This is a genomic window from Sphingomonas hankookensis (genome assembly GCF_022664465.1).
GTDB classification, from domain to species: domain Bacteria; phylum Pseudomonadota; class Alphaproteobacteria; order Sphingomonadales; family Sphingomonadaceae; genus Sphingomonas; species Sphingomonas hankookensis.
This window is the reverse complement of the sequence record NZ_JAKREV010000005.1, coordinates 169,803-196,133: the sequence shown is the minus strand read 5'-3', so window position 1 is coordinate 196,133 and position 26,331 is coordinate 169,803. Positions and strand designations below refer to the sequence as shown.

Genomic DNA, 26,331 nt, shown 5'->3' with positions numbered 1-26,331 from the left:
CCTTAACGAACTCCCTTCGGCTCTCTGTCGAAGGAATCGAACGGCAAATGGCTGGCCGGGCTCACATGACGCCGGTTGATCATTCCATCGACATCAACTGCGACGGATAGCCGGACTGCAGCTGCAGGACGTCGTCGATCGACCCGCCTAGCCACCGCTCGTGATCCTCGGCCATCAGGATGACCGGCATGGCCTTCGGGTGCTTCGGCGCGACCAGCGGGTTCGGCTCGGTCGTGCAGAAGGCGTAGACCCGGTCATGATCCTGGTCGGTCTTCCAGACCCCCGCGAAGCACGGCGCGTCCTGGTCCTCGACCGTGAACCACCAGTTCGTGTCGCCTGGCCCGGATCGATCCGCCGCCGCCTTGGGTTCGGAGAAGCGCGTGAACGGCACGAGGCACCGGTGCTCGCTCCTCAGCAGCCACGGCTTCCACATGGTGTTGCCGAGGTTGCGGGCGTTGGTCCACCAGTCGTAGAGGAAGGGCAGCTCGCCCGCCTTCGCCGGGCGCTTGCGGGGCTTGCGGGTCGGGAACCCCCACTTCATCGTGCTCAGCACCCGCACGCCATCCTCCTCGCGGACGACGTATCCCGGCTTGCCCGGCGCGGCGTACGTCTTCTCGACGACCAGTTCGTTGCGCGGGTCATCAATGGCGTCGAAGCGGTCCGTGTATTCCCAACGCTCGACCCTGAGATTGTAGAGGTTGCACATCGCCGAGAAGGTGATGCCGCGCGCGCCGGAGTCAATGCAGGCCCGGCGACCGTCAGGACCGGTAGCGGGATACGAGCCGCTTCCAGGTCGCCTCGTCGGGATACGGCGGTTGCCGATCATCGGGCCGGTCACGCGTGATCTCGGCCCTCGGCCGCACGACGGCGTCGCGCTTCGCCTTGCAGCCGGTGCAGTACATCCGCCGATAGGCCCCCGGCAGACAATCGTCCCAGCCCCGACGCTCGTACATCCACCAGAGCGCCACGGCGTCGAACGACCGCACGTGCCCGCAGATGGGACAGGTCAGCCTGATCGTGCGTCGGTGCAGCGCGCAGTGCTGCAGCGTCCGCAGCCGCCGATCGGCATGATCGAGATCGTCGCCGTTCGCCACGAAATCCCACGACGCCGTTCAGCGGGCGGTCGATCGCAGGATCAGAGTACGACGGACAGCAGCAACTGCTCGCCGGGCGACGCCAGGACGCACCGCGCCTGCTGCGCCGCTCCGACGGCCTGCCGGTAGTGGACCGTCCCGAACCGCTCCGCCTCATCGAAGCCGACCGGCGTCCACTCGTCGCCGGGGTAGCACTCGTCGTAGATCGCGCGCGCAGCCGCACGCAGTTGCAGGTCGTGCTGCATTGTATCGCTCCAGCATGTCGAGTCGCCGTCCAGGGCGGCATCCAGTTAGGTAATCCCAAGCCGCATCGATTCGCAAGAACATTGCAGGAACATCCGTCAGGTGCGATGCACGATCCGACGATTCGGGAGGACGACGATGACCGGCGACGACGACCAGGGCGAGAAGCCCGCCTTCGGCAGATGGCTACTCACCCAGCGCGATCGCGGCGACTGGGTGGACGGCATCGCGGACGCCGCCCGGGCGGACAGGACGTTTCCTAGGAACGGCGATCCCGAGGACGTTCGAAAGCACCTGAGGTCGCAGCAGGCGGACGGCGATGCGATCGCCGCGATCGACGACGCGGAGAGCGATTGGATGGCGCTTTGAACGGCGGCGGGACGCGCGCCGCTCCGCGTCTGGTGCCGACCGGGCACGAACCCGCTGCGGACGCGATCGACGTAGGCGACGACGGGGCGGCCGGAACGGTCCGATGGAGCGTCAAGGTGGACACGGTCACCGATGCCCTCCTTCGCATGCATATCGCCCATAACCCGGGAACGGACTTCGATACGCTGGTCGAGCGGGCGGTGAACCGAGAACTGGATCGCCTGGCGCTGATCGAGGCTGAGCGCAGCAGGACACTTAGGCCGTCAGAGGACATGTGGACGATCACGATCCCTGTCCCGAGATGATGGCCGGCCAGCGCAATCCCTAGCCTCGCGGCGGCTGGCTTTCCTCGGGGGTCGTGTCCGGGTTTGGGTCGGCGGGCCTATCCGAAGCCGAACAGAGCGACGCCGCCGATCACCAAGGCTAGGACGAGGGCCATCGCGTTGACGATCAACCGCCGCCAACGGACAGGCTTGGCATCGCGCCGGATGCGCTCCTCCCAGTCGCCGTACAGTTTCTCGCCGGCACGGGTCACTGGACCGTGCCCTGTCGCAGGCTCTGATACGCCGAGGCTATCGCCTTGAACCTTTCCACACCGGCGGCGTCACCGGCGAGCGCGAGCGCGCCCACCCGGCTGGCGATCCAAACAGGCGTGTTCTCGCCGTGCGCCTTCTCGATGGCCAGCGCCTCGGCCATGCGTTCCCGATTCGGCGTCATACCGGATACGAACCGTGCGGAACCGCAACCGGCTCGGCGCGGCGATCTTCTGATCGGGGTTTCATTCTCGACGTATGACGGAGGACCGAAAGCCAAGGCAAGGTCATTCACTGACCGAGACAGGTCATCATGATCGTCGCGCCGGTGATGGGGCGGCCCCAAGCCGCCCCGGCTGATCATTTCACCGGCGACGCGCCAGGCGTGCCGCACTTCGCGAACTTCCCCTTGGCGTCCTTGCACTTAATCGGCTTCGCCGCCGCCTTCTCGGAGCACTTCACGAACTTGCCTTTGCCGTCGCGGCACGGAGCAGCGGATGCGGGCACCGCGGCAAGAGATACCAAGGCGGCTGCGGCGAGGATCGACTTGAGCATGGCATCACTCCTTCACGGCCTTGATCGGCCGACAGCAACCTAGCGCAGCGGAACCGCTGAGACCAAGTACCGACCCGCTGCGCGCTGTTCCAAGGTCCGTCCGACATTGCGTCCGGGATGCGTCACCGTGCCGAAACAACCGGCACCTCATCGATCCGCGTCGTCCATGCCGGGGACTTGCTGTCCGACCGCGCCTTCCACCCGCGATGGAAACCCTGCGCCCCTGGCACCGCCGTGAAACAGCCGAACCGACCGTTTACCTCGTCGAGCGCCGTCATCAGGCGACCACGGCGTTCCACGTCACCTTCGAACAGGGTGCGCGGACGCAGGTCCGCCGGGACGAGATCATCCAGCATGATCCCCGCCTTGGTGTAGGCGTGCCCATCGCGCCACGCCGCCTCGACGCCCCGCCGTGCCGCCGCCAGAAGTTCGAGCGAATCGTCGGTCATAGGGTGAAGCGACAGGCGACGACTGCCGTGATGCTGGGGTCGGTCCCGCTTGTGCGGGTTGGTGTGGAAGAAGACCGTGATCTGCCCCGCCACCAGTCCATGGGAGCGCAGCTTCTCGCCCGCCCGCATGGCATACTGCGCGACGGCGCCCATCAGCGTCTCGAGATCGACGATCGGGGTCCCGAAGGATCGGGTGACGGCCATGCCCTTCCGCTGCGGCTCGACCATCTCGACGGCGCTGGCCGCGACGCCCTGCAGTTCGGCGACGAGGCGCTCGAGCACTACCGTGCCGAGTCCGCGGGCCTGCTTCATCTGCATGTCGCGCAGGTGACCGGCCGTCACGACGCCCAACGCCGCCAGTTTGGCCGCCGTCGCCCGTCCGATGCCCCACACGTCGCCGACCGGAAAGCGATCCAGCACGAAGCCGCGGATCGCGTCGTCACGCAGGTCCGCCACGCCGTCGAACAGCGGGTTCTTCTTGGCGGCCGCATTGGCCAGCTTCGCCAGCGTCTTCGTCGGCCCGATGCCGACGCAGGTCGGGATCGTCGTCCATCGCTGGACCTGGTTCCGCATGCCATTGGCGTGGGCGACGAGGTCGCGGTCGCCGAACGGCGTCAGGTCGAGGAACGACTCGTCGATCGAGTAGATCTCCACCTCGCTGGCGAAGTCCTCGACGGCGGCCACGACACGGCGCTGCATGTCGCCGTAGAGCGTGTAGTTGGACGAGCGGACGACCACCCCATGCTTGTCGAGCCTGTCGCGGATCAGGTGGATCGGGTCACCCATCTTCACGCCCAGCGCCTTGGCCTCGTTCGACCGCGCGATGGCGCACCCGTCGTTGTTCGACGCGACGACGACGGGGACGCCGACCAGCTTCGCGTCGAACGCCCGCTCGCAGCTGACGTAGAAGTTGTTGCAATCGATCAGGCCGATCGCGGTCATGCCCGGTATCGACGGGCCAACGCGACCACGACGCCCCAGATCTCCACGTTCTCGTCGATACGGATGGCGTCATAGCCCTCCGCCTCCGGTACAAGCCACATCCGATCGCCGCGGCGGCGCAGCCGCTTCATCGTCCGGTCGCCGTAAACTAGCGCAACGACGATGTCCCCGGGCCGCGCGTCCACGGCTCGGCTGACGACGACGAGGTCGCCGTCGTTAATCCCCGCATCGACCATCGAATGGCCCGCGACCCTCATGACGTAGCTCGCCGCCGGATGGTCAACCAGCCAGGCCGCTAGGTCGATCGGCTCCTCCATGTCGTCCTGGGCAGGCGACGGGAAGCCGGCTGGCGTGGTGCAGACGAACAACGGCACCTCGCAGGCGATCACGTCGAACGGCACGTCATGCAGGATCACGGTCGTCATGGGCATGGTTCCAAACGCTGGTTTGGAGGCGTTGTAGGACGACGCGAACAGATTGAGAACAAACTAAAGCGATGTCTTTGTTCTGATTCTATTAGATCAGGTCCACCATACCGCGCCTGACCGGCGCCTTTGTGTAGCGGATATGACGCTTGCGAGGGATTAAGGGCGGGACGCGGCACCGCATGATCCGCCTTATCGTCAAGGGCCGGACATGATGTGGAACTGTCGGGTGAGGGTGGTCCGCCCTGACACAACACCCACGCCGAGAACAAGAAAAATCGCTTGATCTACTATTTCTACTCGAATAACTAATTCGGCTAGGAGACGACTCATGAACCATCGCGCCATCGAGATTGATTTCGACGTCCACAAGCGGATCGAGGCCGAGCGGAGCAGCTTCGCTGAGAGCGCGAACGACGTGCTGCGCCGGCTGCTTGGCATCGGCGCTACATCGGCCCTGGTTCAGGATCCGGCACCCGCGGCAGCGGCCCAGGCTGATGATTTCGGTCGCGCTTGGAATGGCAAGGGAGTGACCCTGCCCGGGGGTACGCAGCTGCGGATGGACTATCGTGGGCAGGTCGTCACCGGCGTTGTCCGCGACGGAAAGTGGCTGATCGAGGGCCGGGAATTCTCGAGCCCGTCCGGTGCAGCTGGTGAGATGTGCCGGACGAAAAGCGGCACGAAGACGTCGTTAGATGGCTGGCGCTACTGGGAGGCGAAGCGCCCCGGCGACGATAGCTGGACGGCGATCAGCACCATGCGCCCCGAGCATGGTCGCATAATGGCGGACATCGTCAACATCGACCTATAACCCCTCCCCGGTGAACGATCGGTCGAAGATCGTTCACCGGGGAGGGTCAACCGGCCTTCGAAGTCTTAGATTGCCATCGATTCCGTCAGTGGGTTAAGGTCGCCCCGACTGCACGAGGCTCGATGGTGGCGAAGCCCGGCGCTCTACGTTGTTCGAGTCGAGTTCGGTGGAGGCTTCAACCTCCGCCCGTACTCAGGGATTCGGGGATCGGGATGCCGGGATGACGCCGCCCTCGATGAGGGAATGACTTTGAAGTTTATCGCGGACCAGACCTCGCAGAAGCTGAGAGGCGGGTACTACACTCCGCTGGATCTAGCCGCCTTCATCGCATCCTGGGTGAAGGAGATCGGGCCGAAGCGCGTGCTCGAGCCGAGCTGCGGTGACGGTGCGTTCTTCCAGGCGATGGCCAATGTGAAGGGCTTCGCGCGGGCCGACTTGGTCGCTTTCGAACTCGACAACGAGGAGGCCGGCAAGGCGTCCCGCCGGGCTACGGAGCTGGGGCTCAAGAAGGCCAGTGTCCGCAGCGAGGACTTCCTCGGGTGGGCGCTCGACAACATGGACGAGGGTGGCGAGCGCTTCGACGCGGTCGTCGGCAATCCCCCGTTCGTGCGGTACCAGTTCCTGCCGCCGACCTTTCAGACGCGCTCGGAGGCGATCTTCAGTGAGCTGGATCTGAAGTTCACGAAGCACACGAACGCCTGGGTGCCCTTCATCCTGGCGTCCATGGCGCTGCTGCGTCCGGGTGGCCGGCTGGCCATGGTGGTGCCGGCCGAGATCATCCACGTCACGCATGCCCAGTCATTGCGCAGCTACCTTGGCCGGCAATGCCGCCGCCTGGTGATCATCGATCCGGAAGATCTGTGGTTCGACGGCACGCTGCAGGGCGCCGTGATCCTGATGGCCGAGAAGCGCTCGAGCGCGACCCAGAAAGAAGAGGGGCTTGGGATCTATCCGGTTCGCGGCCGCGAATTCACGCGCATGTCGCCGTCGGCGATCTTCGAGGCACCGAAGTCCATCAACGGCAAGACCGTCGAGGGCAAGTGGACCAGGGCGTTGCTGGATCTGGAGGCGCGCTCCCTCTTCGACGAGATCGAGGGCCACCGCGACGTCTACAAGTTCAACGACATCGCTCGCGTCGACGTCGGCATCGTGACCGGCGCCAATGCCTTCTTCCTGGTCTCGGACGAAACGGTGGAGGAGTACGGGCTGCAGAAGTATGCGCACCCGATGTTCGGTCGCAGCGGGCATTGCCCCGGCGTGATCTACGACGAGCGGCAGCACGTCGCCAATTCGGACAAGGGCACGCCGACCAACTTCCTGTGGTTCGACGACGCTCCCGCCAAGATGGCGAAGGGTCCGAAGCGCTACATCGAAATGGGCGAGAAGCAGGAGCTGCAGACCCGCTACAAGTGCCGGATCCGGACGCCATGGTTCAAGGTGCCGTCGGTCTACTCGACCGAGGTCGGCATGTTGAAGCGGTCGCACGACACCCCGCGGCTCATCCTCAACACGCTGGGTGCCTACACGACCGATACCGCCTACCGGATCCGGACGAACGGCATCGCTGGCGAGCACCTGGTGGGCTGCTTCATCAACCCCCTGACGGCGCTGAGCGCCGAGCTCGAGGGCCGCCACTATGGCGGCGGGGTGCTCGAGTTGATCCCATCGGAAATAGAGCGGCTGATCATCCCGACGCCGGACGTGAAGGTGGACCTGGTCGATCTCGACCAGTCGATCCGTACCATGCCCACCCACGTCACTTTGGAGAAGCAGGGCCGTACGGTGCTTGGTGCTCTGGGACTGTCGAAGGCGAAACAGGATGCGACGCTGGACGGGTGGCGGAAGCTGCGGGATCGCCGCCACCGCACGTCCAGCGATGACTTAATCAACGCCTAATCGATCTCGATCATGAACTTCGTCGGATCGGCGAGGTCACGGTAGAGCGACATGGCGCGGCCGATCAGGTCGGGGCGCTTCACCTCGGCGGCGACGTCGCCCCACGACAGGCGCGTCATCGCGTTTTTCTGCTTGTAGGACGTCGTGTCCGTGCTGGTCGTGTGCCGGATCTGCATTTCGAACGAGCCGTAGTCGATGCCCTTGAGCACGACTTGGAACGTGCCGGTCGCCTCGTCGACGGTCACTGACCTCGGCGTCCAGGTCAGTGCTGGAAAGACTTCGTCGCGGAAGTAGTGACGGTGGTCGACCTCTGCACCCAGCAATCCCTTGTCGAGGTTGATCGATCCAGTCGGGTTCGTGTTGCTCCCAGTGGGAATGGTCAGGTCGCGCTCGGTCAGATCCTTGCTCGTCCAGACGTGTTCGAACGAAACGCCTGTGCTGCCTACCACGGGCGCGACGACCGGCGCAGCGGCACCGGCAGGAACAGCGATGACCGGCACCGGTGCAGCGGGCGGCTTCGGCGCGGCGGCTTTCTTCGGCGGCTTCTTGATCGCCGGTACGGCCATCTTCATGCGCGGCGTGGGATCGCTGCTGCCTGGCTTGGCCGAAGTGCCCGGCTTCGGCGGCGGCATGTTCGTCTCGTCAGCCAGCAAGCCAGCCGCGAGCAGCGCGTCAAGCCGCTTAATCTTCTTGATCCGGAAGATGTTGTCCGGATGCGCCGCCGTCATTCCATCGAACTGCGCCTCGAGATCTTTAAGGAACTTGCGATCATCCTTGTCGCTCGGATTGAAGTCGAGGACCACGCCCGCCTCGATGTTGTTGTTGAGACCGCCAAGCGTGAGGTTCGCGCTGCCGATCGACAGGCGTGCCAGCTTCTTCCCGCGAACATAGTAGAGCTTCGGGTGGAACAGCAGGTGCCGCGTGCCGGTGTCGACGGCGTGAAGCGCCACCCCGGCGTCAAACAGGCGCTTCATGCCCTGGTACGAAGTGATGTCGTTCCGGATGCCGGCGAAGACGGTGGCCGTGCCCACGTGGGGTGCCATTTTCGGCGCGATTTGGTCCACACCGCTTTCCATCAGGAAAGCGACGCTGATGATCGACCTTTGAATGTCGGCGACGTCGAATAGCTCGCGTACCACGTCGCCATGGGTGCGGGCCGTCAGCCCCTGCAGAATGAATTCATGTGCCGCCAACGGTGGTCTCCCCTCTATCAGAGTTGGTGCGGCCACAGATCGCTCAAGTCCAGCCAGATCGCATGCTCTGAGCTGCGTCTGCATTTAGCGTAGCCAGATCATGGCGCATGCGAGATGGACGAAGCCCATGAAGGCGGGGATCGTCTTCTCGCAGCGCAAAGCGATGCGGCGGAAGCGCTTGAGCATGTTGAAGAAGCATACAACTTTGATGGGCATTCTTTGTAGAGCCGTCAGTCGATGGGTGGTTTTCGAGTGCAGCTGGGATTGACCTTGGGTGCCCTCGAAGCAGGCAGCAGCTTACGTCTTGCTCGTACAGGCTCCACCTTTTCAGGAATTGGAGCCTCCGACAAACCTGGGGCGGTCAGTCCAAGCGATTGGAGGCATCAAGTCAACAACGCCGAAACCGTCGAATTAACTGCGGCAAGCCCCGTTGACGAACGCGCCCGTCCCGGTCGACAACGCCGCTGCTGGCGCTAGACGGGGGGAGTCAGCGATCGCTCTGAGGAGGGCTTTGGCTGTTGGGACATGATGTAACCGCTAGCGACGGCTTGCTGGCCGTGACGCTGGGCATCCTGGTGGCCGCCGCCGCTGCGGCGTATGGTAGCGCGGATGCCCAGAAACGACGCGCCACTCCGCGCTCGGCTGCACGGCCTACACCGAAGCCCGATCCCGTCGGCAACCTTGTGGGCGCGATCGCACTCAACCAGTTGCGCGAAGGCGAGACGCTGTTCGCCGCGTGCGAACGGTCGAGCTTCAAGACGCTCGCCTGGGCTCTGGATGGCGTGCGGTCCAGGATTGCCCTGGAGAAGGGCGAATACGAAACCGAAGCGGAGTTCGCGACCCGCCGCCGCAAGCTGGAGGACGTGCTGAACGGCGGAGCCCAGCTGGTCGTGTGCCAGCCGCTCGACGACAACGAGGACGCGCCGTTCCGCTACGATCCCGAGCGAGAGGTGTTCACCGGCACGTTCCTGACGCACCAAAACGTCTGGCGGGACGTCAAGCGCACCGGCAGCTACGTCTCCAAAACCCGCATGGGCGTGCGCGCCACGGTTCGATCCTCGGTTCAGCTCGAATACGATGTCGACTTGGGCTCCACCCTACGCGACCGGCGGCCCGCCTGCCTGAAGGGCAGCTACCAGTTCGAATACACGGTTGCGATGCCACGCGCGGACGCACCGCTGCTGAAGGCGCGCGGCTACCTCGTCTTCACCGGAAGGCTGCTGGCACCGTTCATAGCCCGCGACGACACCGCCGGTTCGCCGACGCTGGACGATCCGACCGACGTCTACGAGCGGTCGCTCGCGGTGAACTTCGAGCCTGCACAGGTGGCGGTCGTGGGACCGGCCGGTGCGCCTGCGTGGACGTGTCGGATTGCCGAGGGCGACTGATAGCCGCCACTCGGCGCACCACCGCGTATCAACCCAGTTCTGGCAGCAGGACGCCGGCATCCTCCAGCACATCGTTTCCCAACGCGGAGACGATGAAACCGAGGCCCGCCTCGGTCAGCGCCAGCGTCTCAGCGCCGACCGTCGGATCGGCGACCGTCGCCATGCCGCTGGACAGGATGTCGCGACCGACGCCGTTCTCGATTGCCATTGCGATGCCGTCCACGCTCATGAGGCGGGGGACGACCGCCCCGGGCTGAAGCAGCACGTGGTTCGCGACCGCCGACGCGGCGAGCGCCGCCGCCTGACGAGGACTCATGGCGAAGTCCGTCCGGTTCGCGTGGAGCCGCTCCGGCTTGAACCGACTTAGCGGCTTGACCGGCACCGACTTGACCTCACACAGCGTTCGGAACCAGAGGTTCGCCGCGCGCCGTTCCTCGTCCTCGGCCTCGCCCCACAGCGACTGCCGCCGACGCTCGCGCGACTCCTCGGACGGGTTCGATGCACCTTCGCCACCATCCGTCTGGTTCGTCAGCGGACCCCGGCGCTGGTCGTGACGACCGAACAGCGCGATGAGGTGCCGTTCGCGCGCATGTGCCTCCTGCTCGGTCGGGTACGAGCTATCGATGCAGTAACCCACCGCCTCACCACGGCGGTGCATCGCCCGAAGCAGATTCAGCTTGTGCGTCAGGCGGTCGGTGTTCCGGGCCTCCGCCTCGTGGTGGAAGCACCGGTGCCGCACACCCTTGCCGACGTAGAACGGCGTGCCGTCAGCGCGACACAGGACATACACGTAGTGCGGTGCCGACCTCAGCAGCCGTTCACGCGCCGCCGCGACGTTCTCGACAAGGCCGTCCAGCAGTTCGAACCACGCAGTCACGGCTTCCACTCCTCCGATCAGTATGGCGACAGACACCCCGGTGCGTCGCTACGCCCGCCGGTGTCCTCACCCAGCCCTATTCGGCGTCTGGCGACCACAACGCTCTCCATGTCGTCATCGCAGGCGACGTTTCGAACTCGATCTGAAACGCGCCATCACCAATTTGGTCGTACATCCCTCGACCTGCCATGGTGACCGTGGCGCCGCCCAAAGCCATGCCGATGATCGTGACGACCGCGCCTGAGCCGATCCAGACGTCGGGTTCGGGCGTCGCGCGGGGGCGGACGATGCAGTAGTAGCGCAGCTCGGACGCCCGCGGTCCGTCATTCACCTCGGGCAACGCCTCTTCACGACCTTCCTCGATTGCAAGGTCGAGCCCGTGGAATACCTCAAGACGACCATCGTCCAGAAGGACGACGACGTGGGCACCATCCAGGTGCCGCATGATCGAGGTGTCAAAACCTTCACATTCGGCGACGCTCATCGGTCTTCGCGGTTGCGTCCAGTGCGCATCATCGTGTCGGTGGCCACGTTGGCAAACGATGGCACAACCCGCATGGGGATCAGCCCCGTCGGCATCGACCCATGCTTGGCCAGGTGGACGAACAACATGCGGACGGCCGCCTCGTTGGTCAGGCCCGTCCGGTTGAGCACCTCGGCAACCTCCGTCTCGAGGACGGGATCGACTGGAATGGAGATCATGCGTCCATCATAGGCCGATCCGCCGCGGCGCGCAGCAGCCTCATCTGCTCCCACTTCTCTGATAGCAGCCACTCGCGCGTTTCCGGCCAGTCGGCGACCACGGGCCGCGGCCCCCCGTCGTCCACCACCGCAGCGATCAGGAATCCGTGGCCGTCGTCGAAGAAGCCGAGCGCCCATCCCGGTTCGACCTTCGTCCACTCATCCCCCGACCGCCAGCGACAACCGTACATCGGGATCGCGCAGAGCCGCGTCGCTAGATCGTCGGCAAACCCCCGGAGCATCTCCGCCCGATCGATGGACACGTACGTCATCCTGGTATCGGTCGACTTCGACGTGACGCCGAGCGTCATGTCCATCCACTCGATCCCTAGCCCACCTCGGCCCCAGCGACGCGCCATGACGCGGCTGCGCTCACCGAGATTCACGAACCTCGGGACTTCGCCGCGGTGACCGACCTCGTCCGGCATGTCCAGCCGCCCCGCCGTCAAGATCGTCCTGCACATCGCACCGTCACCCCATTGTCGACCATCGTCGGTGAGGTCGGCGGTCGCCGTCTCCCGTGCGATGGCGAAGATCATTCCGTCGATCAGGCCGCCCGCAGCCAGCGCATGTGGCTGTAGCCGCCGACCGACGCGAAGCCGCTGTGACGGAAGCAGACGGTCTCCCCGTCGCTTTGGAAGCATGCCCCGCCCTGGATCGGCGTTCGCCGGGCATCACCATTATCGGCGCCGTCAGCTGCGCGTGTCGTCAGGCGACGCGACGAAATCGCGACGATCTCCACACGGGCGCCCTGATGGGGCACCACGCCGGCGATGTGTTCCAGCACGTCGCCTGGACGAGCCTGCCGAGTGAATTCCGCAAAACTGAGTCGCGGTTGCAGCGATGGTGCATCCCGCAACGCCGCCGCGTGCAGTGACGGGTCGATCTGGGTGCTGGTGTAGAGCGAGACGTTGCGAAGTCCGTGATGCGGCTCCCAATCGTGGCGCGTGAACCGTTTCAGTTCGGCATCGATGAGGCGCCGCGCGGCAGAGCCTTCCTCCCGAACCGACAGGTCGGCTGTGGGGTAGCCCAAGATCGAGACGGTCAAGCTGGAGTGGTACCAGTCACCGCCACAGCGCATCGCCGCCTTCATGCCCGGAAACGTCTCCGCCAGATGCGCCTTGATGCGCTTCAGCAGGTCGGCCCTCTCTTCACCTTCGCGATAGAGGTCGCCGCGAAACTCATGCGCGGTGTGGATATCGGTCTTCAAGGGCTGGTCCCCGGTGGTGGAATCGAGACGGGCGTAAAGCGCATCCGTTGACGATCCGTTGCCGAGCGCCTCCGACCTGTGGTCACTACCATTCGCTGATCGGGCGATCCCGACGTGCGACCAGAATCTCGACCGTGCAGACCACATCCATTGATCGTGCCCGGCCTGTAACCGGGACGACTGACGCGGTCTCCCACCCGCCGGGCCATGCTTCGTTGAATGGGCACATGATTTAAGAACCACGCTTGGCTGAGCGTCCCGAACGGCTACCGGCAGGCTCCGTCTAGGGCCTGTGCCCGGCTTGGCGTCACGACGGCCGCCAACCGGCGGGCGATCGATCCGCAACCTGAGCGTCCACGACGCCGGAATGCGGCGGATGCCGGCATCCGCATAGGCGCCGCCTAGTCCGCCAAGCCGACGGAGAGACCGAGAGCCATCAGGCCGGACCTGCGGCCGCGGCCTACCGCGCCGATGCGACGACGCATCCGACATCACGATTGGAGTGGAAAAGATGGTAGAACCCGAGATCGCGGGCGGCATTGCCGTGTCTGCAACGGATGACCATTCGGCCGCACCGCCCCCCGCGTCGGACGACGGCGACATCGATCTCTCCGGTGTCGACCCCATGCGTCGTGTCGAGGTCCGTCTGCGGATCGCCGTAGTGAGGTCGTTCGTCGCGCTCGCCGCACCCGACGACAACGATGTGCGACGTCACGCCGCGATGCTCGACCTCAGCATCAACCAATTCAAGGCGCTGGTACGCGCATGGCGGTCCCAGCCGTCCGCCGACAGCGTGGCCCAATCGGGACGGTCGAAGGGCAAGCCGCGTCCGGTCGGCCCGCGGCAGCTCGACGCGGAGGTGAAGGCGACCGCCGAGGCCGCCATCGCAGGGCTGAGCCCGACCGCGACCATCGCCCAGGCGACCGCGGCGGTCGCAGCCGCCTGTGAGGCGCGGGGTCTGGCCGCGCCCAAGGCGACGACGGTCTGGAAGATGATGATCGCGGCGCGGCAGATGCAGGTCGATCCCGCCGGATGCGGCGTGGTCGTCGTCGGCCGTTGCTGGATCCGGCTCCCCGTGCTCGACGGCGACGACCTCGTCACGCCCTCGGTCGCGCTCGTCGTTCGCGCCTACGACGCCGCGATAGTCGGGGCCTCGATGCGTTCCGATGCCGCCACTGACGCCGCACTGATCGCGCTCGCGCGCGGTCGATCAGATCTGAAGACCCTTGAGATCGACGAGCGCATGATCGGTTCCGATCCGGGCGCTGCGGGGGCGATCGGGCAAACGTCCCCTGCGTCGACGATCCGACGCCGGCTCTCGCGCGTCCTGGGCAACCGCATCGGCAAGGTGCAGCCCATCTACAAGGCCGGTGCGGAGAGGGGCCCCGAACGCCTGCTGCGCTCGCGCAAGGACCGGCCGCTATCGAAGGCGGACGCCGCCGCCGTCATCCGCGCCGCGATCGCCGCCCACAACGCAGAGCGTAGCATGGGTGGGGCCATCTGGATCGACTAACCGCCCGCCAGCGTGTTCAGTTCTGTTGCGATGCCCCCCTAGCAGAGCCAATATGGGAAAAGCGCATCGGAGAAGACATGATGTACAGGATCGCCGCACCGCTTTTGGCTCTTGTTGCCGCAACACCTGTGTACGCACAGCTTGCTCCTGGCGTTCAAATGCTGCCAGAGATCGGCCAAGCCTACGGGCGGCTGGGCAAAGCGATGATGGCGCACGATGCAAATGGCGTCAGGACGGTCTGGGCTGATGACTTCGTGGTGAACTCGCCAAACAACACGGTCCTCCAACGTGAGGAGGTCATCGCGGTGATGGAGCGTGATTTTCTCGACTACCGGGACTTTCGAAAGCACATCACCTTCGTCGGCGAGAAACCCGAGGTGACGATCGTCATGGGATACGACACGATGATCCCGATCAATGGACCAGGTGCAGGCAAGCAGGTCACGCGGCCATTCACGGATATCTGGGCGAAGCGTACGGGGGGCTGGCAGCTTATCGCTCGTCAGGCGACGATCGCCTTTGCGCGTTGAACTGTTGGCTCCAGTCGATATGACTCGCCGTTCCACGCACGAGTGACTCGCAGGACCGCTCCCTGCCCGTGACTTCCGGTAACTGCCCGCCAGGTTTTGGTGGGCGCCAGACTTCGATCGGACATTCCCCCATTCCCTTAACTCCATGTCGACCAAGCCATTTTGGGAAAACGGTTTCGGGAACGGGTTTTGGGAAAACGGGCCTAATGGGAGCGGATCGACTGAGTCGTCGACATGGTCGTCTCACTGGCCGTTCCCAATCGGGAACTGCGCGATCATCTCAGACAGCGGTATTGCCATGTCGGCCCGGGCGCTGAGGCAGCAGCAGGACAAGCAGAATGACGGCAGCGATCAACACGATCGATGCCACCGGCCGGCTGAAGTCGAGACCACCCTTGGCGACCGGCTTGTCGAGAAAATCGCCCACCGCCGCGCCGAGCGGCCGGGTCAGGATGAACGCCGCCCAGAACAGGATCACTCGATCGGTTGACGTGCGCAGGTAGAGCAACGTCAGCACCAGCAGACCGGCACCGAAGACTATCGCGGCCCCAAGATAGCCGAGCCCGCCCGTGTCGGCGAGCCAGTCCCCGAGCGCGGTTCCCAACGTCTGGGAGAAGGTGATCGTCAGCCAGTAGAACAGTTCGGCGCGCCGGTCCTGAATCGCGTCGGCGTCGATCCGTCCCATCACCATGCGCCAGGTCGCGAGGGATGCCAGCACCAGTGCCAGCAGCAGGAGCGAGCCGCCCGTATAGCCGATCCCGAGCGAGCGCGTCGCATAGTCGGCCATCGTCGTGCCGGCGGTCGTGGAGGCGATGATCGTCGTCCAGTAGAGCAGCGGGTGGAAGCGGCGGGCGACGACCTGCGCCGTGACCAGCGCGAGCAGCAGCGCGGCGAAGATGCCCGTTGCCGCCAGATAGCCCAGCCCCATCGTCATGCTGAGCGTATCGCCACCCGTCTCGCCGAGCGTGGTCGCGAGAATCTTGATGATCCAGAAGCCGAGCGTGACGGCAGGCACCTTGCCGTCCGACCAATGTATCTCGCTGCGCATGGCCGCATGTCCCTTGCCAACAACCGATGGCGCACCGACAGGCTGCCGCGCTCCACAACTGGTGTTCAGGTCAGCGGTCCCTTTCCGAAACGCAAGTCCATCGCGGACCCCGACCCGTGACATTGGGACTTTGTATAGTCGGCTCCAGCGGCCCCCATCGTTGCGCGGCTAGGCCCCCACGATGCGCCAGACCTTCCTTTTGATCCCGATCCTGCTCGCCGGCTGTGGTGAGCAGGCCGCCAAGCCGCCCGCGCCGCCCGCCCATGCCGAAACGATCGCGGATGAGAGCGAGCTGTTGAAGCTAACCCTGACCCCCCAGGCGCAGCAGCGGTTGGGCATCGCGCTGGCGCGGGTGGGTGGCGGATCGGCCATGGCGACGCGCGAGGTGGCCGGCGAGATCGTCGTGCCGCCGATCAGCGCCAACGGCGTGCCGGTCAATTCGACCACCAACCTCCAGCAGATCGGCAGCCAGCAGGCGGCGGCCGACGCCGAGCTGGCGCGTGCCACGGCACAGGCGCGGCTCGCGCGGATCGCGCTCGATCGCGCCGCGAGCCTGGTGCGCGAGGAGGCGGGCAGCGTGCGGGCGCGCGACGAAGCCGCGGCGGCATTGGCCGCGGCGCAGGCGGCATTAGGCGCGGCGCGGCAGCAGCGCCGGCTGCTTGGACCGGCGGTCGCCTCGCTCGGGGCGCAACCCGTGCTGTGGGTTCGCGCGTCGGTGTTCGGCAGTGATATGGGCGAGGTGCGCCGCGAAGCCGCCGCCACGGTCCGCACCCTCGGCGAAGGTGGTGCCCCCCGTTCGGCGCGCCCGGTGCAGGCACCACCCTCGGCGAACACCGTGGCGGGGACGGTCGACCTCTATTACGCGGTCGACAATCGCGACCGTGCCTTCCGGGTCGGCCAGCGCGTGTCGGTCGACCTGCCGCTCGCGGGGCAGACGGAGGGCCTGTCGGTGCCGTCTGCCGCGATCCTGCGCGACATTCATGGCGGCGAGTGGGTCTATCAGAAGACCGCGCCCGATACCTTCGTCCGCCAGCGTGTCGAGGTGGCATCGGAGAGCGGCGGACGGGCGCTGCTGGCGCGCGGACTGTCCACTGGGGCGCAGGTCGTGACCGATGGCGCGGCGGAGCTGTTCGGCACCGAGTTCGGGGCGGCGCACTGATGCTTGGCCGGCTCGTTCATTTCGCGCTGGCGCAGCGCGTCCTCGTCCTCGTCCTCGCCGCGCTGCTGGTGGTGCTCGGGGTCCGCGCCGGGCGCGACGTGCCGCTCGACGTGTTTCCCGAGTTCGCGCCGCCGATGGTCGAAATCCAGACCGAGGCACCGGGTCTGTCGACCGAGGAGGTCGAAAGCCTCGTCACGGTGCCGATCGAGACCGCGGTCAACGGCGTCCCCGGCCTCATGACGCTGCGATCCAAATCGGTGCTGGGCCTGTCGTCGGTGCAGATCCTGTTCGAGCGCGGGTCCGATGTGATCCGCGCACGGCAGATGGTCGGCGAGCGGATCGCGCAGGTGCAGCCGCGCCTGCCGCTCGCGGCGCGACAGCCGGTGCTCATGCCGCCGCTGTCCTCGACCAGTCGCGCGATGAAGGTCGGACTGTCGTCGACCAAGCTCGACCAGATGCAGTTGTCCGAACTAGTGCGCTGGACGATCCGGCCGCGGCTGATGGCGGTGCCCGGCGTCGCCAACGTCGCGGTCTGGGGCCAGCGCGACCGGCAGTTGCAGGTGCTGGTCGATCCCGACCGCCTGCGCGCGGCGGGCGTGACGCTGGCGGAGGTCCGCGCCGCAGCGGGCGATGCGGTGCTGGTCGGGGGCGGCGGGTTCGTCGACACCCCCAACCAGCGGCTTGCGGTGCAGCAGACGGGCACCGTGCAGACCGCGGCCGACCTCGCCCGGGCGATCGTCAAGCAGGCGGGCGAAGCGCCGGTCAGGATCGGCGACGTCGCGCGGGTGGTCGACGGCTTCAATGCGCCGATCGGCAACGCGATCATCGACGACGGCCCCGGCATCATGCTGATCGTCGAGAAACAGCCTACCGCCAACACGCTGGAGCTGACCCGTGCGGTCGAGGCCGCGTTCGCCGAGCTGAAGCCGGGCTTGAAGGACGTGAAGGTCGATACGACCATCTTCCGGCCGGCGACCTTCATCGAACGCTCGATCGACAATCTCACCCGTGCGCTGATGATCGGCTGCGCGCTGGTGGCGGCGGTGCTGTTCCTCTTTACCCGCGACTGGCGGCAGGCGACGATCAGCCTCGTTGCGATCCCGCTGTCGCTGCTCGGCGCGGGGCTGATGCTGCTGTGGTCGGGTGCGACGATCAACGTGATGATTATCGCCGGCCTCGTCATCGCGCTGGGCGAGGTGGTCGACGATGCGATCATCGACGTGGAGAATATCGCGCGCCGGCTGCGGCTGAACCGCGAGTCCGCCGATCCCAGGCCGGCCTTCGCGGTGGTGCTGGCCGCGTCGCTGGAGGTACGCTCGGCGGTCGTGTTCGCCTCGCTGATCGTGATGCTGGTGTTCGTGCCGATCTTCTTCCTCGGCGGGGTGGCGGGCACCTTCTTCCAGCCGCTTGCCATCGCCTATGTGCTGGCAATCGGCATGTCGCTGCTGGTCGCGCTGACCGTGACGCCGGCGATGTGCCTGCTGCTCCTGCCGAACGCGCCGCTGACCGAGGAGCGCGACACCCGCATCGTCGCCGGGTTGAAGCGTCGCTATGTCGGCTTCCTGCCGCGCGTCGTCGGGAGACCGACGCTGGCGGTCGGGATCGTGGCGGGCGGTTTGCTGCTCGCCGGGGTCGGCTATGCAACCTTCAAGGACCAGTTCCTCCCCGATTTCCGCGAGACCGACTTCCTGATGCACTTCGTCGAGAAGCCGGGCACGTCGATCGAGGCGATGGATCGTATCACGATCCGGGCATCGAAGGAGCTCCGCTCGATCCCCGGCGTGCGTAACTTCGGGGCTCATATCGGTCGGGCCGAGCAAGCCGACGAGGTGGTTGGCCCCAACTTCACCGAATTGTGGATCAGCCTAGACGAGAATGCCGATTACGATGCGTCGGTGAAGCGGATCAAGGAAGTGGTCGAAGGGTATCCCGGCCTCTATCGCGACGTGCTCACCTATCTGCGCGAGCGGATCAAGGAAGTGCTGACGGGTGCCGGCGCCACCATCGTCGTGCGTATCTATGGCCCCGACCAGGTGGAGCTGCGCGCGGCCGGCGCGCGTGTTCGCGATGCGGTCGGCGGCATCCAGGGCGTCTCCGACCTGAAGCTGGAAAGTCAGGTGCTGGTCCCGCAAATCCGCATCCGCCCGCGGCCTGCCGAACTGGCGCGGCTTGGACTTACATCGGGCGAGGTCCGCCGACAGGCGCAGGTGCTGGTCGCGCAGGCCAAGGTCGGCGAAATCTACCGCGACCAGCGCGCGTTCGACGTGGCGGTGTGGGGCGAGCCCAAGGTGCGGAACAGCGTCCATGCGCTCCGCGACCTGATGATCCAGGCACCCGTCACCGGCGCGCCGGTGCGGCTCGGTGATATCGCCGATATCGAGATCGCGCCCGCGCCCAATGAGGTGAAGCGCGAGAACGGCCAGCGCCGCCTCGACGTGACGATGAACGTCGCTGGCGCGGACCTCGGCACCGTGGCGCAGGCGGTTGACGCCGCGGTTGCGAAGGTGCCGTTCGCGACCGGCTATCACCCGCAGGTGCTGGGCGAATATGCCGCGCTGAAGGAATCGCGCGGCCGGCTCTGGAGCATCGGCGCGCTATGCCTTGTCGGCATCCTGCTGCTGGTCTGGATGGAGTTCCGCTCGCGCCGCATCACCGCGCTGGTCGCCGTCAGCCTGCCCTTCGCGCTGGTCGGGGGCGTGGTCGCGGTCGCGCTGACCGGCGGGGTGCTATCGCTGGGGTCGCTGGTCGGGTTCGTCACCGTCATCGGCATCGCCGCGCGCAACGGCATCATGCTGCTATCGCACTATCAGCATCTCGAACGCCACGAGGGGATGACCTTCGGCCGCGAACTGGTGCTGCGCGGCGCGGAAGAGCGTCTGGTGCCGATCCTCATGACCGCCGCCTGCGCCGGCCTCGCGCTGGTGCCGCTGATCGTCGCGGGCAACGCGCCGGGGCACGAGATCGAGCATCCGATGGCGATCGTGATCCTGGGCGGCCTCATCTCCTCGACCGCGCTCAACCTGCTGCTGCTGCCCGCGCTCTATGCCCGCTATGGCGAGGAACGCGCCGTGCCGCCTGCCACCGCGCACAAGGAGGCGCTGGCATGATCCGCCGCCTGGCCCCCGCCGCAGCCCTGCTCGCGTCCGCCTGCATGAGCGTGCCCAAGCCGCCGCCCACCGTGGCGCCGGCCAGTGCAACCGGGGCGTTCGCAGCGCTTCCGGTGGCCTCGATCGCGCCCGTTCCCGACGAGTGGTGGCGGCTCTACGACGATCCTGTGCTCGACGGATTGGTCCGCTCGGCCCTGATCGCCAACGCCGACCTGCGCGTCGCCTATGCCAATCTCGACGGCGCACGCGCGGCCTTGCAACAGGCGCGGGCGGCGCGGTTGCCGCAGACGACGATCGAGAGTGCGCTCGGCGTCGACAATCCCGCCGGACAGCCGAGCGCGTCGGGCAACGTGCCGACGACGGATTACGATATCGCCGCAACCGCGAGCTGGGACCTCGACCTGTTCGGCCGGCTGCGCTCCGCTGCGACCGCGGCGGACGCTGATGCCGAGGCGCAGGCGGCCGTCGTCGACGGGCTGCGCGTTGCGGTCGTCGCCGATACCGTGCTGGCCTATGTCGACCTGTGCGGATCGACCCGCGCCATCGCGACCGCGCGCGAAGTCGCCGCGGCGCAGGATCGATCGGTCGGGCTGGTGCGCGAACAGCTCCGCGCGGGCGAGGTGTCGCCGCTGGAAGTCTCGCAGGTCGCGACGATCGCCGCTGCCACCCGTGCCGCCATCGCGCCCCTCGAGGCGCAGCGCGCTAATGCGCTGTACCGGCTCGCCACGCTGCAAGGCCGCCCGCCCGCCGAGGCCCGCGCCTGGCGCTTCACCTGCACCGCTGCGCCGCGCTTGCGCGGAGCAGCGCCGGTCGGCGACGGGACCGTGCTGCTGCTGCGCCGCCCCGATGTGCGCGAGGCGGAGCGCCGCCTTGCCGCTGCGGCCGCGCGGATCGGAGTGGCGCGCGCGGACCTCTACCCTCGCGTCAATCTGGGCGGGGCCGTTGGGCTGCTATCCGGCGGGATCAGCGCGGCGGTGACCCCGCTCGTCAGCTGGGCCTTCCCCAATCAGGCACCAGCGCGCGCAAGGCTGGAACAAGCCCGCGCGACCGAGCGCGCGGCACTGGCCGGATGGGACGTGGCGGTGCTGCGTGCGCTGCGCGAGGTCGAAACGGCGCTGGCGACCTACGACGCCGAAACCCGTCGCAACCGCGATCTGGCGACCGCCTCGCGCGAGGCGCAGGCCTATGCGCGGCGCGCCGCCGCGCGTGTCCGGCTCGGCGACGCGCCCGGCCTGCTCCAGGTCGATGCGCAGCGCGCGACCGCGTCGGCGACGCTGCAACAGGTCCAGTCCGATCTGGCGGTGTCGCAGAACGAGGTTGCACTGTTCCGTGCGCTGGGCGGCGGTTGGCGAACCGACGCGGCTGCGCGATAATCGGGCAATGCGGATATTGATCGTCGAGGATGATAGCGACACCCGCGCCTTCGTCGCGCAGGGGCTGGGCCAGGCCGGGCATCAGGTCGCGGTCAGCGAGGATGGCCGCGACGGGCTGTTCCAGGCGACTGGGGGCGGGTTCGATGCGATTGTGGTCGATAGGATGCTGCCTGGCCTCGACGGGCTGGCGCTGGTGAAGGCGTTGCGCGCGGCCGGCGATGTCACCCCGGTTCTGATGCTGACCGCAGTCGGCGGGATCGCCGATCGCGTCGAAGGGCTGGAGGGCGGTGCCGACGACTATCTGGTCAAGCCCTTCGCCTTCTCCGAGCTGGCCGCCCGCCTCAATGCGCTGGCGCGCCGGCCGGCACCACGCGGCGATGACACGCATCTGCTGCGAGTTGACGATATCGTTCTCGACCTGCATCGCCGCACTGTCGAACGCGATGGCCGGCGCGTCACCTTGCAACCCCGCGAGTTTGCGTTGCTCGCGGAGCTGATGCGCAACCCGCGCCGGGTGATGACGCGCACCATGCTGCTGGAGCGGGTGTGGGATTTCGATTTCGATCCGAAGACCAACATCGTCGAGACGCATCTGAGTCGACTGCGCTCTAAGCTCAACGCCGGCTTCGACGCTGATGCAATCGAGACGGTGCGCGGTGCCGGCTACATGATCCGGGGCGAATAGATGCTCGCCCGCCTCTGGCGCTCGACCTTCGGCATCGTTGTGCTGGTCGCGCTGGCGTTCAGCGCCGCGACCTTGGCAATCGGTGCGGTCGCCTATGAGGTGACGCACGAGGCACTGGAGGAGCAACTGGACCACCGGGTCGCGGTGGAGACACGCGCGCTTGTCGCAGAAGCGCGCGAAGGTGGTCTGACGGCGGTGTCCGAGGCGATCCGTCTGCGCGAGGATGCGCGCAACGAAGCCAGCCTCGATTATTTGCTGATCGATCGCGCCGGCCGGACGATTGCGGCGACGATCATCCCGCTTGCAGCACCAACGCCCGGTTATCAGGAGCATTTCGGGTTCCGCCGCGGCGATGCGACCGGCGTCGGTCAGGCGCTCGTAACGCCGCTGCGCGGCGGGATGCTCGCCGTCGTTGCTGATCGGCGCGACCTTGCCGCGATTGACCGGACGCTGGCGTCGCTGTTCGCGACCGCGCTGGCGGCGATGCTGGCGCTGGGCATCGGCGCGGCCGTGCTGGTGGGATGGCTGACGCGGCTTCGGCTGTCGCGCATCGATGCCACTGCGCAGGCGATCATCGCCGGCGACCTGACGCAGCGGGTGCCACGCGACGGTTCGGACAGCGAGTTCGATCGCCTCGCCGCCACGCTCAACCGGATGCTCGACCGCATGGCCGCGCTGATGGACAATCTGCGGCAGGTATCGACCGACGTGGCGCACGACCTGCGCACCCCCCTTACCCGCCTGTGCAACCAGCTTGATTGCGCCGCGGCCGGGGACACAGACGCGATCGAGGCGGCACGGCGGCAAGCCGACGATTTGCTGGAGATATTCGCCGCGCTGCTGCGCATCGCCGAAGTCGAAGGGCTGGCTGAACGTCGAGCGTTAGGATCGATCGACCTGTCGGCGCTGCTGGAGGACATGGCCGAAACCTATCGCCCCGACTTCGAGGCCGGCGGCCACCTGTTATCGACGGATATTCCGGCCTGCTTGCGTGTCGAGGGCGACCGCCGTCTGCTGGCTCAGGCGCTGTCGAACCTGTTGGAGAACGTGTTGCGCCACACGCCGCCCGGCACCACAGCCACACTGGCTGCGACGGCGACGCAGGATGCGATCGAGGTGACGCTGGAGGATGACGGCCCGGGCGTTGCCCCCGCTGATGAAAAACGCCTGTTTCAGCGTTTCGCGCGCGCCGAGGCGTCACGCACCACGGACGGACATGGGCTGGGCCTTGCCCTGGTTCGCGCCGTTGCCGTCGGTCATGGCGGCGATGCCCTTCTGTCCCGATCCGAGCGGGCCTTCGGTGTCACCATACGGCTCCCCAAATAGAGCGAGAGTCGCTGGCGGTCGGCTTTGGGGTTCTCGAAACCTGAGTGAACGACGGCTTCTGAGAAGCCGCAAGCTTTCCCGTTTGACCATCGTTTTCAAGAATGCTGGTCGAGGTCGGCACGCCGCAATGAGGAGTCACTCGCGCATAAAGTGGCGAGCCATATCGACTGGAGCCAACATTGAGCACGCAAGCGGGAGATATCCGACCGTCGCAACCTTACCCGGAACACGTGATGATCGAGACCCTGATCGGGTCCGCCTGACAGGGCCGATGTGCCACCTCCGGTTGAATAGCGAGTCAGGTCAATTCGAACCGCCCGCCAGCGTCCTCAGCGCGACGAGAAGATCGTCGGGCAGGGTCGCGTCGGGTGCCGGGGGAAGCAGCGCACGACGATCCGCGTCGTGCTCGTCGAGCTGGACCGCGAGGAAGGCGTCCGCGTCCGCCGGATCGAGGCGGAGGCTGCGATCGGCGACCTTCGGCGCACGCGCGTCGTCCGGAACCGTCCGCCCGTACCACATGTCCAGACGGCCGAGGCGATCACCCACCGCCGGTTTCAGGTAACGCCCGAACCGCTTCGGGCTGGTCGACGGCTGCACCGGTGCCTTCACTCCGGCGGACGCCATCCGGGCCTGAAGCGCCACCCAGTGGTCGGCGTCCAGCCCCGCGACCAGCGCCATGCGCGCCACGGCCTCGACCCACGGCAGTCCGTCGAAGAGGCCGGCGTCGATCCGGCGCAGCGCGTCCCCCGCCGCGGCCGCATAGCCGGCCCGACTGTCCGAGACGTCGCCGAGCGCCGCCCCCAGCAGCAGCTGGCTGCCACGGTCGAGCACGGCGAACAGCGTGTAGGGCGAATCGTCCGGACGCAGCAGCGAGCACGCACCGCAGTCGAACTGGATCTCGTTGCCCAGCTGACCCTCGACCTCGCGGCGGCGGAGCTCGTCCTCGACCACGCGACGCAGCATGCTCGTACCGACCTTGCCCCCGCCCGCCTCCTCGAACGCCTGACCCAGGTCCATCGCCATCTGCCTCACGCTCCCGGTCGGCCACTTGCCGATCACCCGAGCCACGATCCGCTGGAGGGCAACCTCGCGGGGATCGGTGCGGCGGGATGACTTGGCGAAGGTTCCGAGCGAACTGAGCGACCTGGCTTCACGCCAGGCTTTGGCCATCTCGAAGAAGCGGTTCAGCGACACGCCGGCATCGGCCGCGGCCTGGGCGGGCGGGATGTCCCCCTCGCCGTCCTGCCATCGCGCGAGCGTCTTCAGGCGCTGCATCGCCTTGGCCCGGCGTTCCATCGACATCGCCGCCCACATGGCAACCTCGGCCGGGGGCGGCGGATCGCCGAGGAAGGGGATGAGCACCGTGTGGCCCGCATCGTCACCCGATTCGGCGGAGCCCGTCCCCGGTCCGGCCGAGCCGTCGTCATCGTCGCGCAGATCGTCATTCATGACCGCGTTCTAGCCGCTCACGAGAGGTCGCGCCACCTTTCTGCACATTTTTCGACTGTCGGAAGACGTTTTTGCACAAGTACCGATTGACACTCCTGGACGGCCCACCTAGTTGGCGGCCTCCACCCAGTCGAGGATTGTGCAAAAATGATTCGCCATCTCCAGAAAGAAGCCGACGTCGCCCGAGCCTCAACGTGGCGTCGGCGCCGACGCATTCAAGAGTCGGCGACCCGCCTGCCGTCGCACAAGCCAGGTCCGGTCGATTGGAACGATGTCGTTCGCCCCGTCCCTGAAGCGGTAGACCCGATGCCGCGAAGGCTTCCCGCGAAGAAGTCGCCCGCGAAGAAGTTGCTTGAGACCGTACCCGCCGCGGTCGCGGAGAACGTCCCCGTCATCCTGAAGCTCATCGAGCGCATTCCGTCCGGCACCGACCCGCTGCGCGACGTGGCGATCTTCAACATCCTCACCGGAATGGGCGGGAAGCCATCCGGGCCGATGACCGCGATGCTCGTCGGAGATCTCGCGGAACGCATCGCCAACGGTTCGATCCGCCTGGATCACGGGGACGGCCACCGTCGGCGCAGGACAGGCGGATGGGAGGCTCCGCACCATTTCGAGGAGATGAAGACATATGTGATCGATCGCGTCCGCGAGGCGCGCCTAGAAGAACCGAACATCTGCGCCGCCAAGCCGTACGAGATGGTTTGCCTCCTGGCGCAGGCAATGCGCGTGCCGAACACCCTCCGCGACAACGATCGATATATCGACGCCGTGTGGACGGCGGGGCATGACGCGGTGTTGGGCCGCCGCCCGACCGCCCGCAGGCTCATGACAGTGCGCGAGGCGCTTTATCTCCGCGAAGTCACGCGGGCGCGACGCCGGTGGAACCGCGGCGTGAGTGGCCCGGTCCGCACGGCAGGTTCCCCAACGGAAACCTGAGCGAACGCCACCGCTCCGCCCGCCTGCAATCGACCTTCCGCGCCGAGCACGAGATCGATCGCCCAGCCCAGCCAAGCGCGGTCCAGCCCAGCCCAACCCGAAGGAACACGACCATGAAGACCATCCGCATGTCCGCTTCGACCGAGAACCGCAACGCCCGCAAGGCGATCACCGCCCTCGGTGGCAACCGTGGCCGGGGGGTGAGGATCCCCCAGGAAATGCAGATCGTGAGCGGCCGGCGCCTGCGTCGCGCAAACCGGTCGGGGAAAGCGCAGATCGGCACCTTCATGCTCGAGGACGATGGCACGCTCCGTCACCTGCCCGTCAACCTGAAGGTCGACGTAGACCCGTACACCCGCCTGATCACAGCCTGGTACGTCGGCTGATCCGCTCGGGCCGCACCAGACGGGGCGGCCCGGCATCCTGGATAAGGATGTCGCACCCTCGGGACCTGCGTCCCCCGCGCCATACCTCCC

At 66.7% G+C, this 26,331-nt stretch carries 30 protein-coding genes and 1 pseudogene; 14 read left to right on the top strand and 17 right to left on the bottom strand.

Annotated features, from left to right (window positions below; translation table 11 throughout):
- Window positions 1-79: 79 nt before the first annotated feature.
- Genes MF610_RS14270 through MF610_RS14260 form a run of 3 tightly spaced genes read right to left on the bottom strand, consistent with a single transcriptional unit; the run spans window position 80 to window position 1,339 of the window.
- Window positions 80-826 carry an SOS response-associated peptidase family protein gene (locus MF610_RS14270; RefSeq protein WP_242198462.1) on the bottom strand — a complete coding sequence of 249 codons (747 nt, stop codon included), beginning with the start codon at window positions 824-826 and terminating at the stop codon, window positions 80-82.
- Complete coding sequence (locus tag MF610_RS14265; RefSeq protein ID WP_242198459.1) at window positions 759-1,094, bottom strand: hypothetical protein; 336 nt, start codon at window positions 1,092-1,094, stop codon at window positions 759-761. The genes MF610_RS14270 and MF610_RS14265 overlap by 68 nt, the downstream gene beginning before the upstream one ends.
- A gap of 41 nt (window positions 1,095-1,135) precedes the next feature.
- Window positions 1,136-1,339, bottom strand: a complete 204-nt coding sequence (locus MF610_RS14260; protein ID WP_242198456.1) for a hypothetical protein — start codon at window positions 1,337-1,339, stop codon at window positions 1,136-1,138.
- A 136-nt stretch (window positions 1,340-1,475) separates the two neighbouring features.
- Here MF610_RS14260 and MF610_RS14255 point away from each other — a divergent pair, with 136 nt between their 5' ends.
- Entirely contained in the window at window positions 1,476-1,706 is a 231-nt protein-coding gene (locus MF610_RS14255; RefSeq protein WP_242198452.1) for a YozE family protein, read from the top strand.
- A gap of 116 nt (window positions 1,707-1,822) precedes the next feature.
- Window positions 1,823-2,011 (top strand): hypothetical protein, encoded by a 189-nt coding sequence (locus tag MF610_RS14250; protein WP_242198449.1) that lies wholly within the window; start codon window positions 1,823-1,825, stop codon window positions 2,009-2,011.
- Between the two features lie 77 nt (window positions 2,012-2,088).
- Here MF610_RS14250 and MF610_RS14245 read toward each other — a convergent pair whose 3' ends face one another.
- The 5 genes from MF610_RS14245 to MF610_RS14225 all read right to left on the bottom strand — a co-directional run bounded on the left by MF610_RS14245 (window position 2,089) and on the right by MF610_RS14225 (window position 4,610).
- Window positions 2,089-2,241, bottom strand: coding sequence for a hypothetical protein (locus tag MF610_RS14245; RefSeq protein ID WP_242198445.1), 153 nt, complete (start codon window positions 2,239-2,241; stop codon window positions 2,089-2,091).
- Window positions 2,238-2,402 (bottom strand): DUF6961 family protein, encoded by a 165-nt coding sequence (locus MF610_RS14240; RefSeq protein ID WP_242198440.1) that lies wholly within the window; start codon window positions 2,400-2,402, stop codon window positions 2,238-2,240. Before MF610_RS14240 ends, MF610_RS14245 begins: the two co-directional genes overlap by 4 nt.
- Before the next feature lie 197 nt (window positions 2,403-2,599).
- Complete coding sequence (locus MF610_RS14235) at window positions 2,600-2,794, bottom strand: hypothetical protein (protein WP_242198437.1); 195 nt, start codon at window positions 2,792-2,794, stop codon at window positions 2,600-2,602.
- 122 nt (window positions 2,795-2,916) lie between these two features.
- Window positions 2,917-4,185 carry a Y-family DNA polymerase gene (locus MF610_RS14230; protein WP_242198434.1) on the bottom strand — a complete coding sequence of 423 codons (1,269 nt, stop codon included), beginning with the start codon at window positions 4,183-4,185 and terminating at the stop codon, window positions 2,917-2,919.
- Window positions 4,182-4,610, bottom strand: a complete 429-nt coding sequence (locus MF610_RS14225) for a LexA family protein (RefSeq protein WP_242198431.1) — start codon at window positions 4,608-4,610, stop codon at window positions 4,182-4,184. The genes MF610_RS14230 and MF610_RS14225 overlap by 4 nt, the downstream gene beginning before the upstream one ends.
- Window positions 4,611-4,941: 331 nt before the next feature.
- Here MF610_RS14225 and MF610_RS14220 point away from each other — a divergent pair, with 331 nt between their 5' ends.
- Together MF610_RS14220 and MF610_RS14215 are read left to right on the top strand one after the other, a co-directional pair.
- On the top strand, window positions 4,942-5,421 hold the full coding sequence (locus tag MF610_RS14220) for a hypothetical protein (protein ID WP_242198428.1): 480 nt from the start codon (window positions 4,942-4,944) through the stop codon (window positions 5,419-5,421).
- A gap of 249 nt (window positions 5,422-5,670) precedes the next feature.
- Window positions 5,671-7,317: an Eco57I restriction-modification methylase domain-containing protein gene (locus MF610_RS14215; RefSeq protein WP_242198425.1), complete on the top strand. Its 1,647-nt coding sequence runs from the start codon at window positions 5,671-5,673 to the stop codon at window positions 7,315-7,317.
- Here MF610_RS14215 and MF610_RS14210 read toward each other — a convergent pair.
- Both MF610_RS14210 and MF610_RS14205 read right to left on the bottom strand, forming a co-directional pair.
- The gene (locus tag MF610_RS14210) at window positions 7,314-8,510 is read right to left on the bottom strand and encodes a phospholipase D-like domain-containing protein (protein WP_242198403.1); all 1,197 of its coding nucleotides are present in this window, start codon (window positions 8,508-8,510) and stop codon (window positions 7,314-7,316) included. The two genes, MF610_RS14215 and MF610_RS14210, sit on opposite strands and share 4 nt — an antisense overlap.
- Window positions 8,511-8,594: 84 nt before the next feature.
- Window positions 8,595-8,788: pseudogene (locus MF610_RS14205) on the bottom strand (IS5-like element IS711 family transposase); the annotation flags it as partial.
- A 270-nt stretch (window positions 8,789-9,058) separates the two neighbouring features.
- Between MF610_RS14205 and MF610_RS14200 the strand changes: the two are divergent.
- Window positions 9,059-9,898, top strand: a complete 840-nt coding sequence (locus tag MF610_RS14200) for a hypothetical protein (RefSeq protein WP_242198399.1) — start codon at window positions 9,059-9,061, stop codon at window positions 9,896-9,898.
- 28 nt (window positions 9,899-9,926) lie between these two features.
- Here MF610_RS14200 and MF610_RS14195 read toward each other — a convergent pair whose 3' ends face one another.
- From MF610_RS14195 to MF610_RS14175, 5 genes are all read right to left on the bottom strand, one after another.
- A complete protein-coding gene (locus MF610_RS14195; RefSeq protein ID WP_242198396.1) occupies window positions 9,927-10,775 on the bottom strand; it encodes a GIY-YIG nuclease family protein in 849 nt (282 codons plus the stop codon).
- A gap of 76 nt (window positions 10,776-10,851) precedes the next feature.
- Complete coding sequence (locus tag MF610_RS14190) at window positions 10,852-11,259, bottom strand: hypothetical protein (protein ID WP_242198392.1); 408 nt, start codon at window positions 11,257-11,259, stop codon at window positions 10,852-10,854.
- Window positions 11,256-11,477: a type II toxin-antitoxin system RelB/DinJ family antitoxin gene (locus MF610_RS14185; protein WP_242198391.1), complete on the bottom strand. Its 222-nt coding sequence runs from the start codon at window positions 11,475-11,477 to the stop codon at window positions 11,256-11,258. The genes MF610_RS14190 and MF610_RS14185 overlap by 4 nt, the downstream gene beginning before the upstream one ends.
- Entirely contained in the window at window positions 11,474-12,055 is a 582-nt protein-coding gene (locus tag MF610_RS14180) for a hypothetical protein (RefSeq protein WP_242198387.1), read from the bottom strand. The genes MF610_RS14185 and MF610_RS14180 overlap by 4 nt, the downstream gene beginning before the upstream one ends.
- An 8-nt stretch (window positions 12,056-12,063) precedes the next feature.
- A complete protein-coding gene (locus MF610_RS14175; protein WP_242198384.1) occupies window positions 12,064-12,726 on the bottom strand; it encodes a hypothetical protein in 663 nt (220 codons plus the stop codon).
- A 511-nt stretch (window positions 12,727-13,237) separates the two neighbouring features.
- Between MF610_RS14175 and MF610_RS14170 the strand changes: the two genes are divergently transcribed.
- Together MF610_RS14170 and MF610_RS14165 are read left to right on the top strand one after the other, a co-directional pair.
- Window positions 13,238-14,239: a hypothetical protein gene (locus MF610_RS14170; RefSeq protein WP_242198381.1), complete on the top strand. Its 1,002-nt coding sequence runs from the start codon at window positions 13,238-13,240 to the stop codon at window positions 14,237-14,239.
- Window positions 14,240-14,316: 77 nt separating this feature from the next.
- The gene (locus MF610_RS14165) at window positions 14,317-14,769 is read left to right on the top strand and encodes a nuclear transport factor 2 family protein (RefSeq protein WP_242198378.1); all 453 of its coding nucleotides are present in this window, start codon (window positions 14,317-14,319) and stop codon (window positions 14,767-14,769) included.
- A gap of 280 nt (window positions 14,770-15,049) precedes the next feature.
- On the opposite strand, the gene MF610_RS14160 is transcribed toward MF610_RS14165, so the two are convergent.
- On the bottom strand, window positions 15,050-15,817 hold the full coding sequence (locus MF610_RS14160; protein ID WP_242198375.1) for a COG4705 family protein: 768 nt from the start codon (window positions 15,815-15,817) through the stop codon (window positions 15,050-15,052).
- A 181-nt stretch (window positions 15,818-15,998) separates the two neighbouring features.
- Between MF610_RS14160 and MF610_RS14155 the strand changes: the two genes are divergently transcribed.
- From MF610_RS14155 to MF610_RS14135, 5 genes are read left to right on the top strand one after another with little or no spacing between them, the layout of a single operon-like run.
- Complete coding sequence (locus MF610_RS14155; protein WP_242198372.1) at window positions 15,999-16,976, top strand: efflux RND transporter periplasmic adaptor subunit; 978 nt, start codon at window positions 15,999-16,001, stop codon at window positions 16,974-16,976.
- On the top strand, window positions 16,976-20,083 hold the full coding sequence (locus MF610_RS14150; protein WP_242198369.1) for an efflux RND transporter permease subunit: 3,108 nt from the start codon (window positions 16,976-16,978) through the stop codon (window positions 20,081-20,083). Before MF610_RS14155 ends, MF610_RS14150 begins: the two co-directional genes overlap by 1 nt.
- Window positions 20,080-21,456, top strand: a complete 1,377-nt coding sequence (locus MF610_RS14145; RefSeq protein WP_242198365.1) for an efflux transporter outer membrane subunit — start codon at window positions 20,080-20,082, stop codon at window positions 21,454-21,456. The genes MF610_RS14150 and MF610_RS14145 overlap by 4 nt, the downstream gene beginning before the upstream one ends.
- Before the next feature lie 7 nt (window positions 21,457-21,463).
- Window positions 21,464-22,141 (top strand): response regulator transcription factor, encoded by a 678-nt coding sequence (locus tag MF610_RS14140; RefSeq protein WP_242198363.1) that lies wholly within the window; start codon window positions 21,464-21,466, stop codon window positions 22,139-22,141.
- Window positions 22,142-23,467, top strand: a complete 1,326-nt coding sequence (locus MF610_RS14135) for a sensor histidine kinase (RefSeq protein ID WP_242198360.1) — start codon at window positions 22,142-22,144, stop codon at window positions 23,465-23,467. It abuts the gene before it with no gap.
- A 303-nt stretch (window positions 23,468-23,770) separates the two neighbouring features.
- Here MF610_RS14135 and MF610_RS14130 read toward each other — a convergent pair whose 3' ends face one another.
- Window positions 23,771-24,916, bottom strand: coding sequence for a hypothetical protein (locus tag MF610_RS14130; protein ID WP_056399389.1), 1,146 nt, complete (start codon window positions 24,914-24,916; stop codon window positions 23,771-23,773).
- A gap of 147 nt (window positions 24,917-25,063) precedes the next feature.
- On the opposite strand from MF610_RS14130, the gene MF610_RS14125 reads away from it, so the two are divergent.
- Entirely contained in the window at window positions 25,064-25,855 is a 792-nt protein-coding gene (locus MF610_RS14125) for a hypothetical protein (protein WP_242198305.1), read from the top strand.
- Window positions 25,856-25,968: 113 nt separating this feature from the next.
- The gene (locus MF610_RS14120; protein ID WP_242198302.1) at window positions 25,969-26,241 is read left to right on the top strand and encodes a hypothetical protein; all 273 of its coding nucleotides are present in this window, start codon (window positions 25,969-25,971) and stop codon (window positions 26,239-26,241) included.
- The last annotated feature ends 90 nt before the right edge of the window (window positions 26,242-26,331 follow it).

Coding starts and splice junctions, on each gene's coding strand:
- MF610_RS14120 (WP_242198302.1), top strand. CDS start 25,969: ATGAAGACCATCCGCATGTCCGCTTCGACCGAGAACCGCAACGCCCGC.
- MF610_RS14140 (WP_242198363.1), top strand. CDS start 21,464: ATGCGGATATTGATCGTCGAGGATGATAGCGACACCCGCGCCTTCGTC.
- MF610_RS14125 (WP_242198305.1), top strand. CDS start 25,064: ATGATTCGCCATCTCCAGAAAGAAGCCGACGTCGCCCGAGCCTCAACG.
- MF610_RS14130 (WP_056399389.1), bottom strand. CDS start 24,916: ATGAATGACGATCTGCGCGACGATGACGACGGCTCGGCCGGACCGGGG.
- MF610_RS14170 (WP_242198381.1), top strand. CDS start 13,238: ATGGTAGAACCCGAGATCGCGGGCGGCATTGCCGTGTCTGCAACGGAT.
- MF610_RS14260 (WP_242198456.1), bottom strand. CDS start 1,339: ATGCAGCACGACCTGCAACTGCGTGCGGCTGCGCGCGCGATCTACGAC.
- MF610_RS14185 (WP_242198391.1), bottom strand. CDS start 11,477: ATGATCTCCATTCCAGTCGATCCCGTCCTCGAGACGGAGGTTGCCGAG.
- MF610_RS14155 (WP_242198372.1), top strand. CDS start 15,999: ATGCGCCAGACCTTCCTTTTGATCCCGATCCTGCTCGCCGGCTGTGGT.
- MF610_RS14150 (WP_242198369.1), top strand. CDS start 16,976: ATGCTTGGCCGGCTCGTTCATTTCGCGCTGGCGCAGCGCGTCCTCGTC.
- MF610_RS14180 (WP_242198387.1), bottom strand. CDS start 12,055: ATGATCTTCGCCATCGCACGGGAGACGGCGACCGCCGACCTCACCGAC.
- MF610_RS14160 (WP_242198375.1), bottom strand. CDS start 15,817: ATGCGCAGCGAGATACATTGGTCGGACGGCAAGGTGCCTGCCGTCACG.
- MF610_RS14255 (WP_242198452.1), top strand. CDS start 1,476: ATGACCGGCGACGACGACCAGGGCGAGAAGCCCGCCTTCGGCAGATGG.
- MF610_RS14270 (WP_242198462.1), bottom strand. CDS start 826: ATGATCGGCAACCGCCGTATCCCGACGAGGCGACCTGGAAGCGGCTCG.
- MF610_RS14145 (WP_242198365.1), top strand. CDS start 20,080: ATGATCCGCCGCCTGGCCCCCGCCGCAGCCCTGCTCGCGTCCGCCTGC.
- MF610_RS14230 (WP_242198434.1), bottom strand. CDS start 4,185: ATGACCGCGATCGGCCTGATCGATTGCAACAACTTCTACGTCAGCTGC.
- MF610_RS14225 (WP_242198431.1), bottom strand. CDS start 4,610: ATGACGACCGTGATCCTGCATGACGTGCCGTTCGACGTGATCGCCTGC.
- MF610_RS14165 (WP_242198378.1), top strand. CDS start 14,317: ATGATGTACAGGATCGCCGCACCGCTTTTGGCTCTTGTTGCCGCAACA.
- MF610_RS14235 (WP_242198437.1), bottom strand. CDS start 2,794: ATGCTCAAGTCGATCCTCGCCGCAGCCGCCTTGGTATCTCTTGCCGCG.
- MF610_RS14240 (WP_242198440.1), bottom strand. CDS start 2,402: ATGGCCGAGGCGCTGGCCATCGAGAAGGCGCACGGCGAGAACACGCCT.
- MF610_RS14190 (WP_242198392.1), bottom strand. CDS start 11,259: ATGAGCGTCGCCGAATGTGAAGGTTTTGACACCTCGATCATGCGGCAC.
- MF610_RS14220 (WP_242198428.1), top strand. CDS start 4,942: ATGAACCATCGCGCCATCGAGATTGATTTCGACGTCCACAAGCGGATC.
- MF610_RS14135 (WP_242198360.1), top strand. CDS start 22,142: ATGCTCGCCCGCCTCTGGCGCTCGACCTTCGGCATCGTTGTGCTGGTC.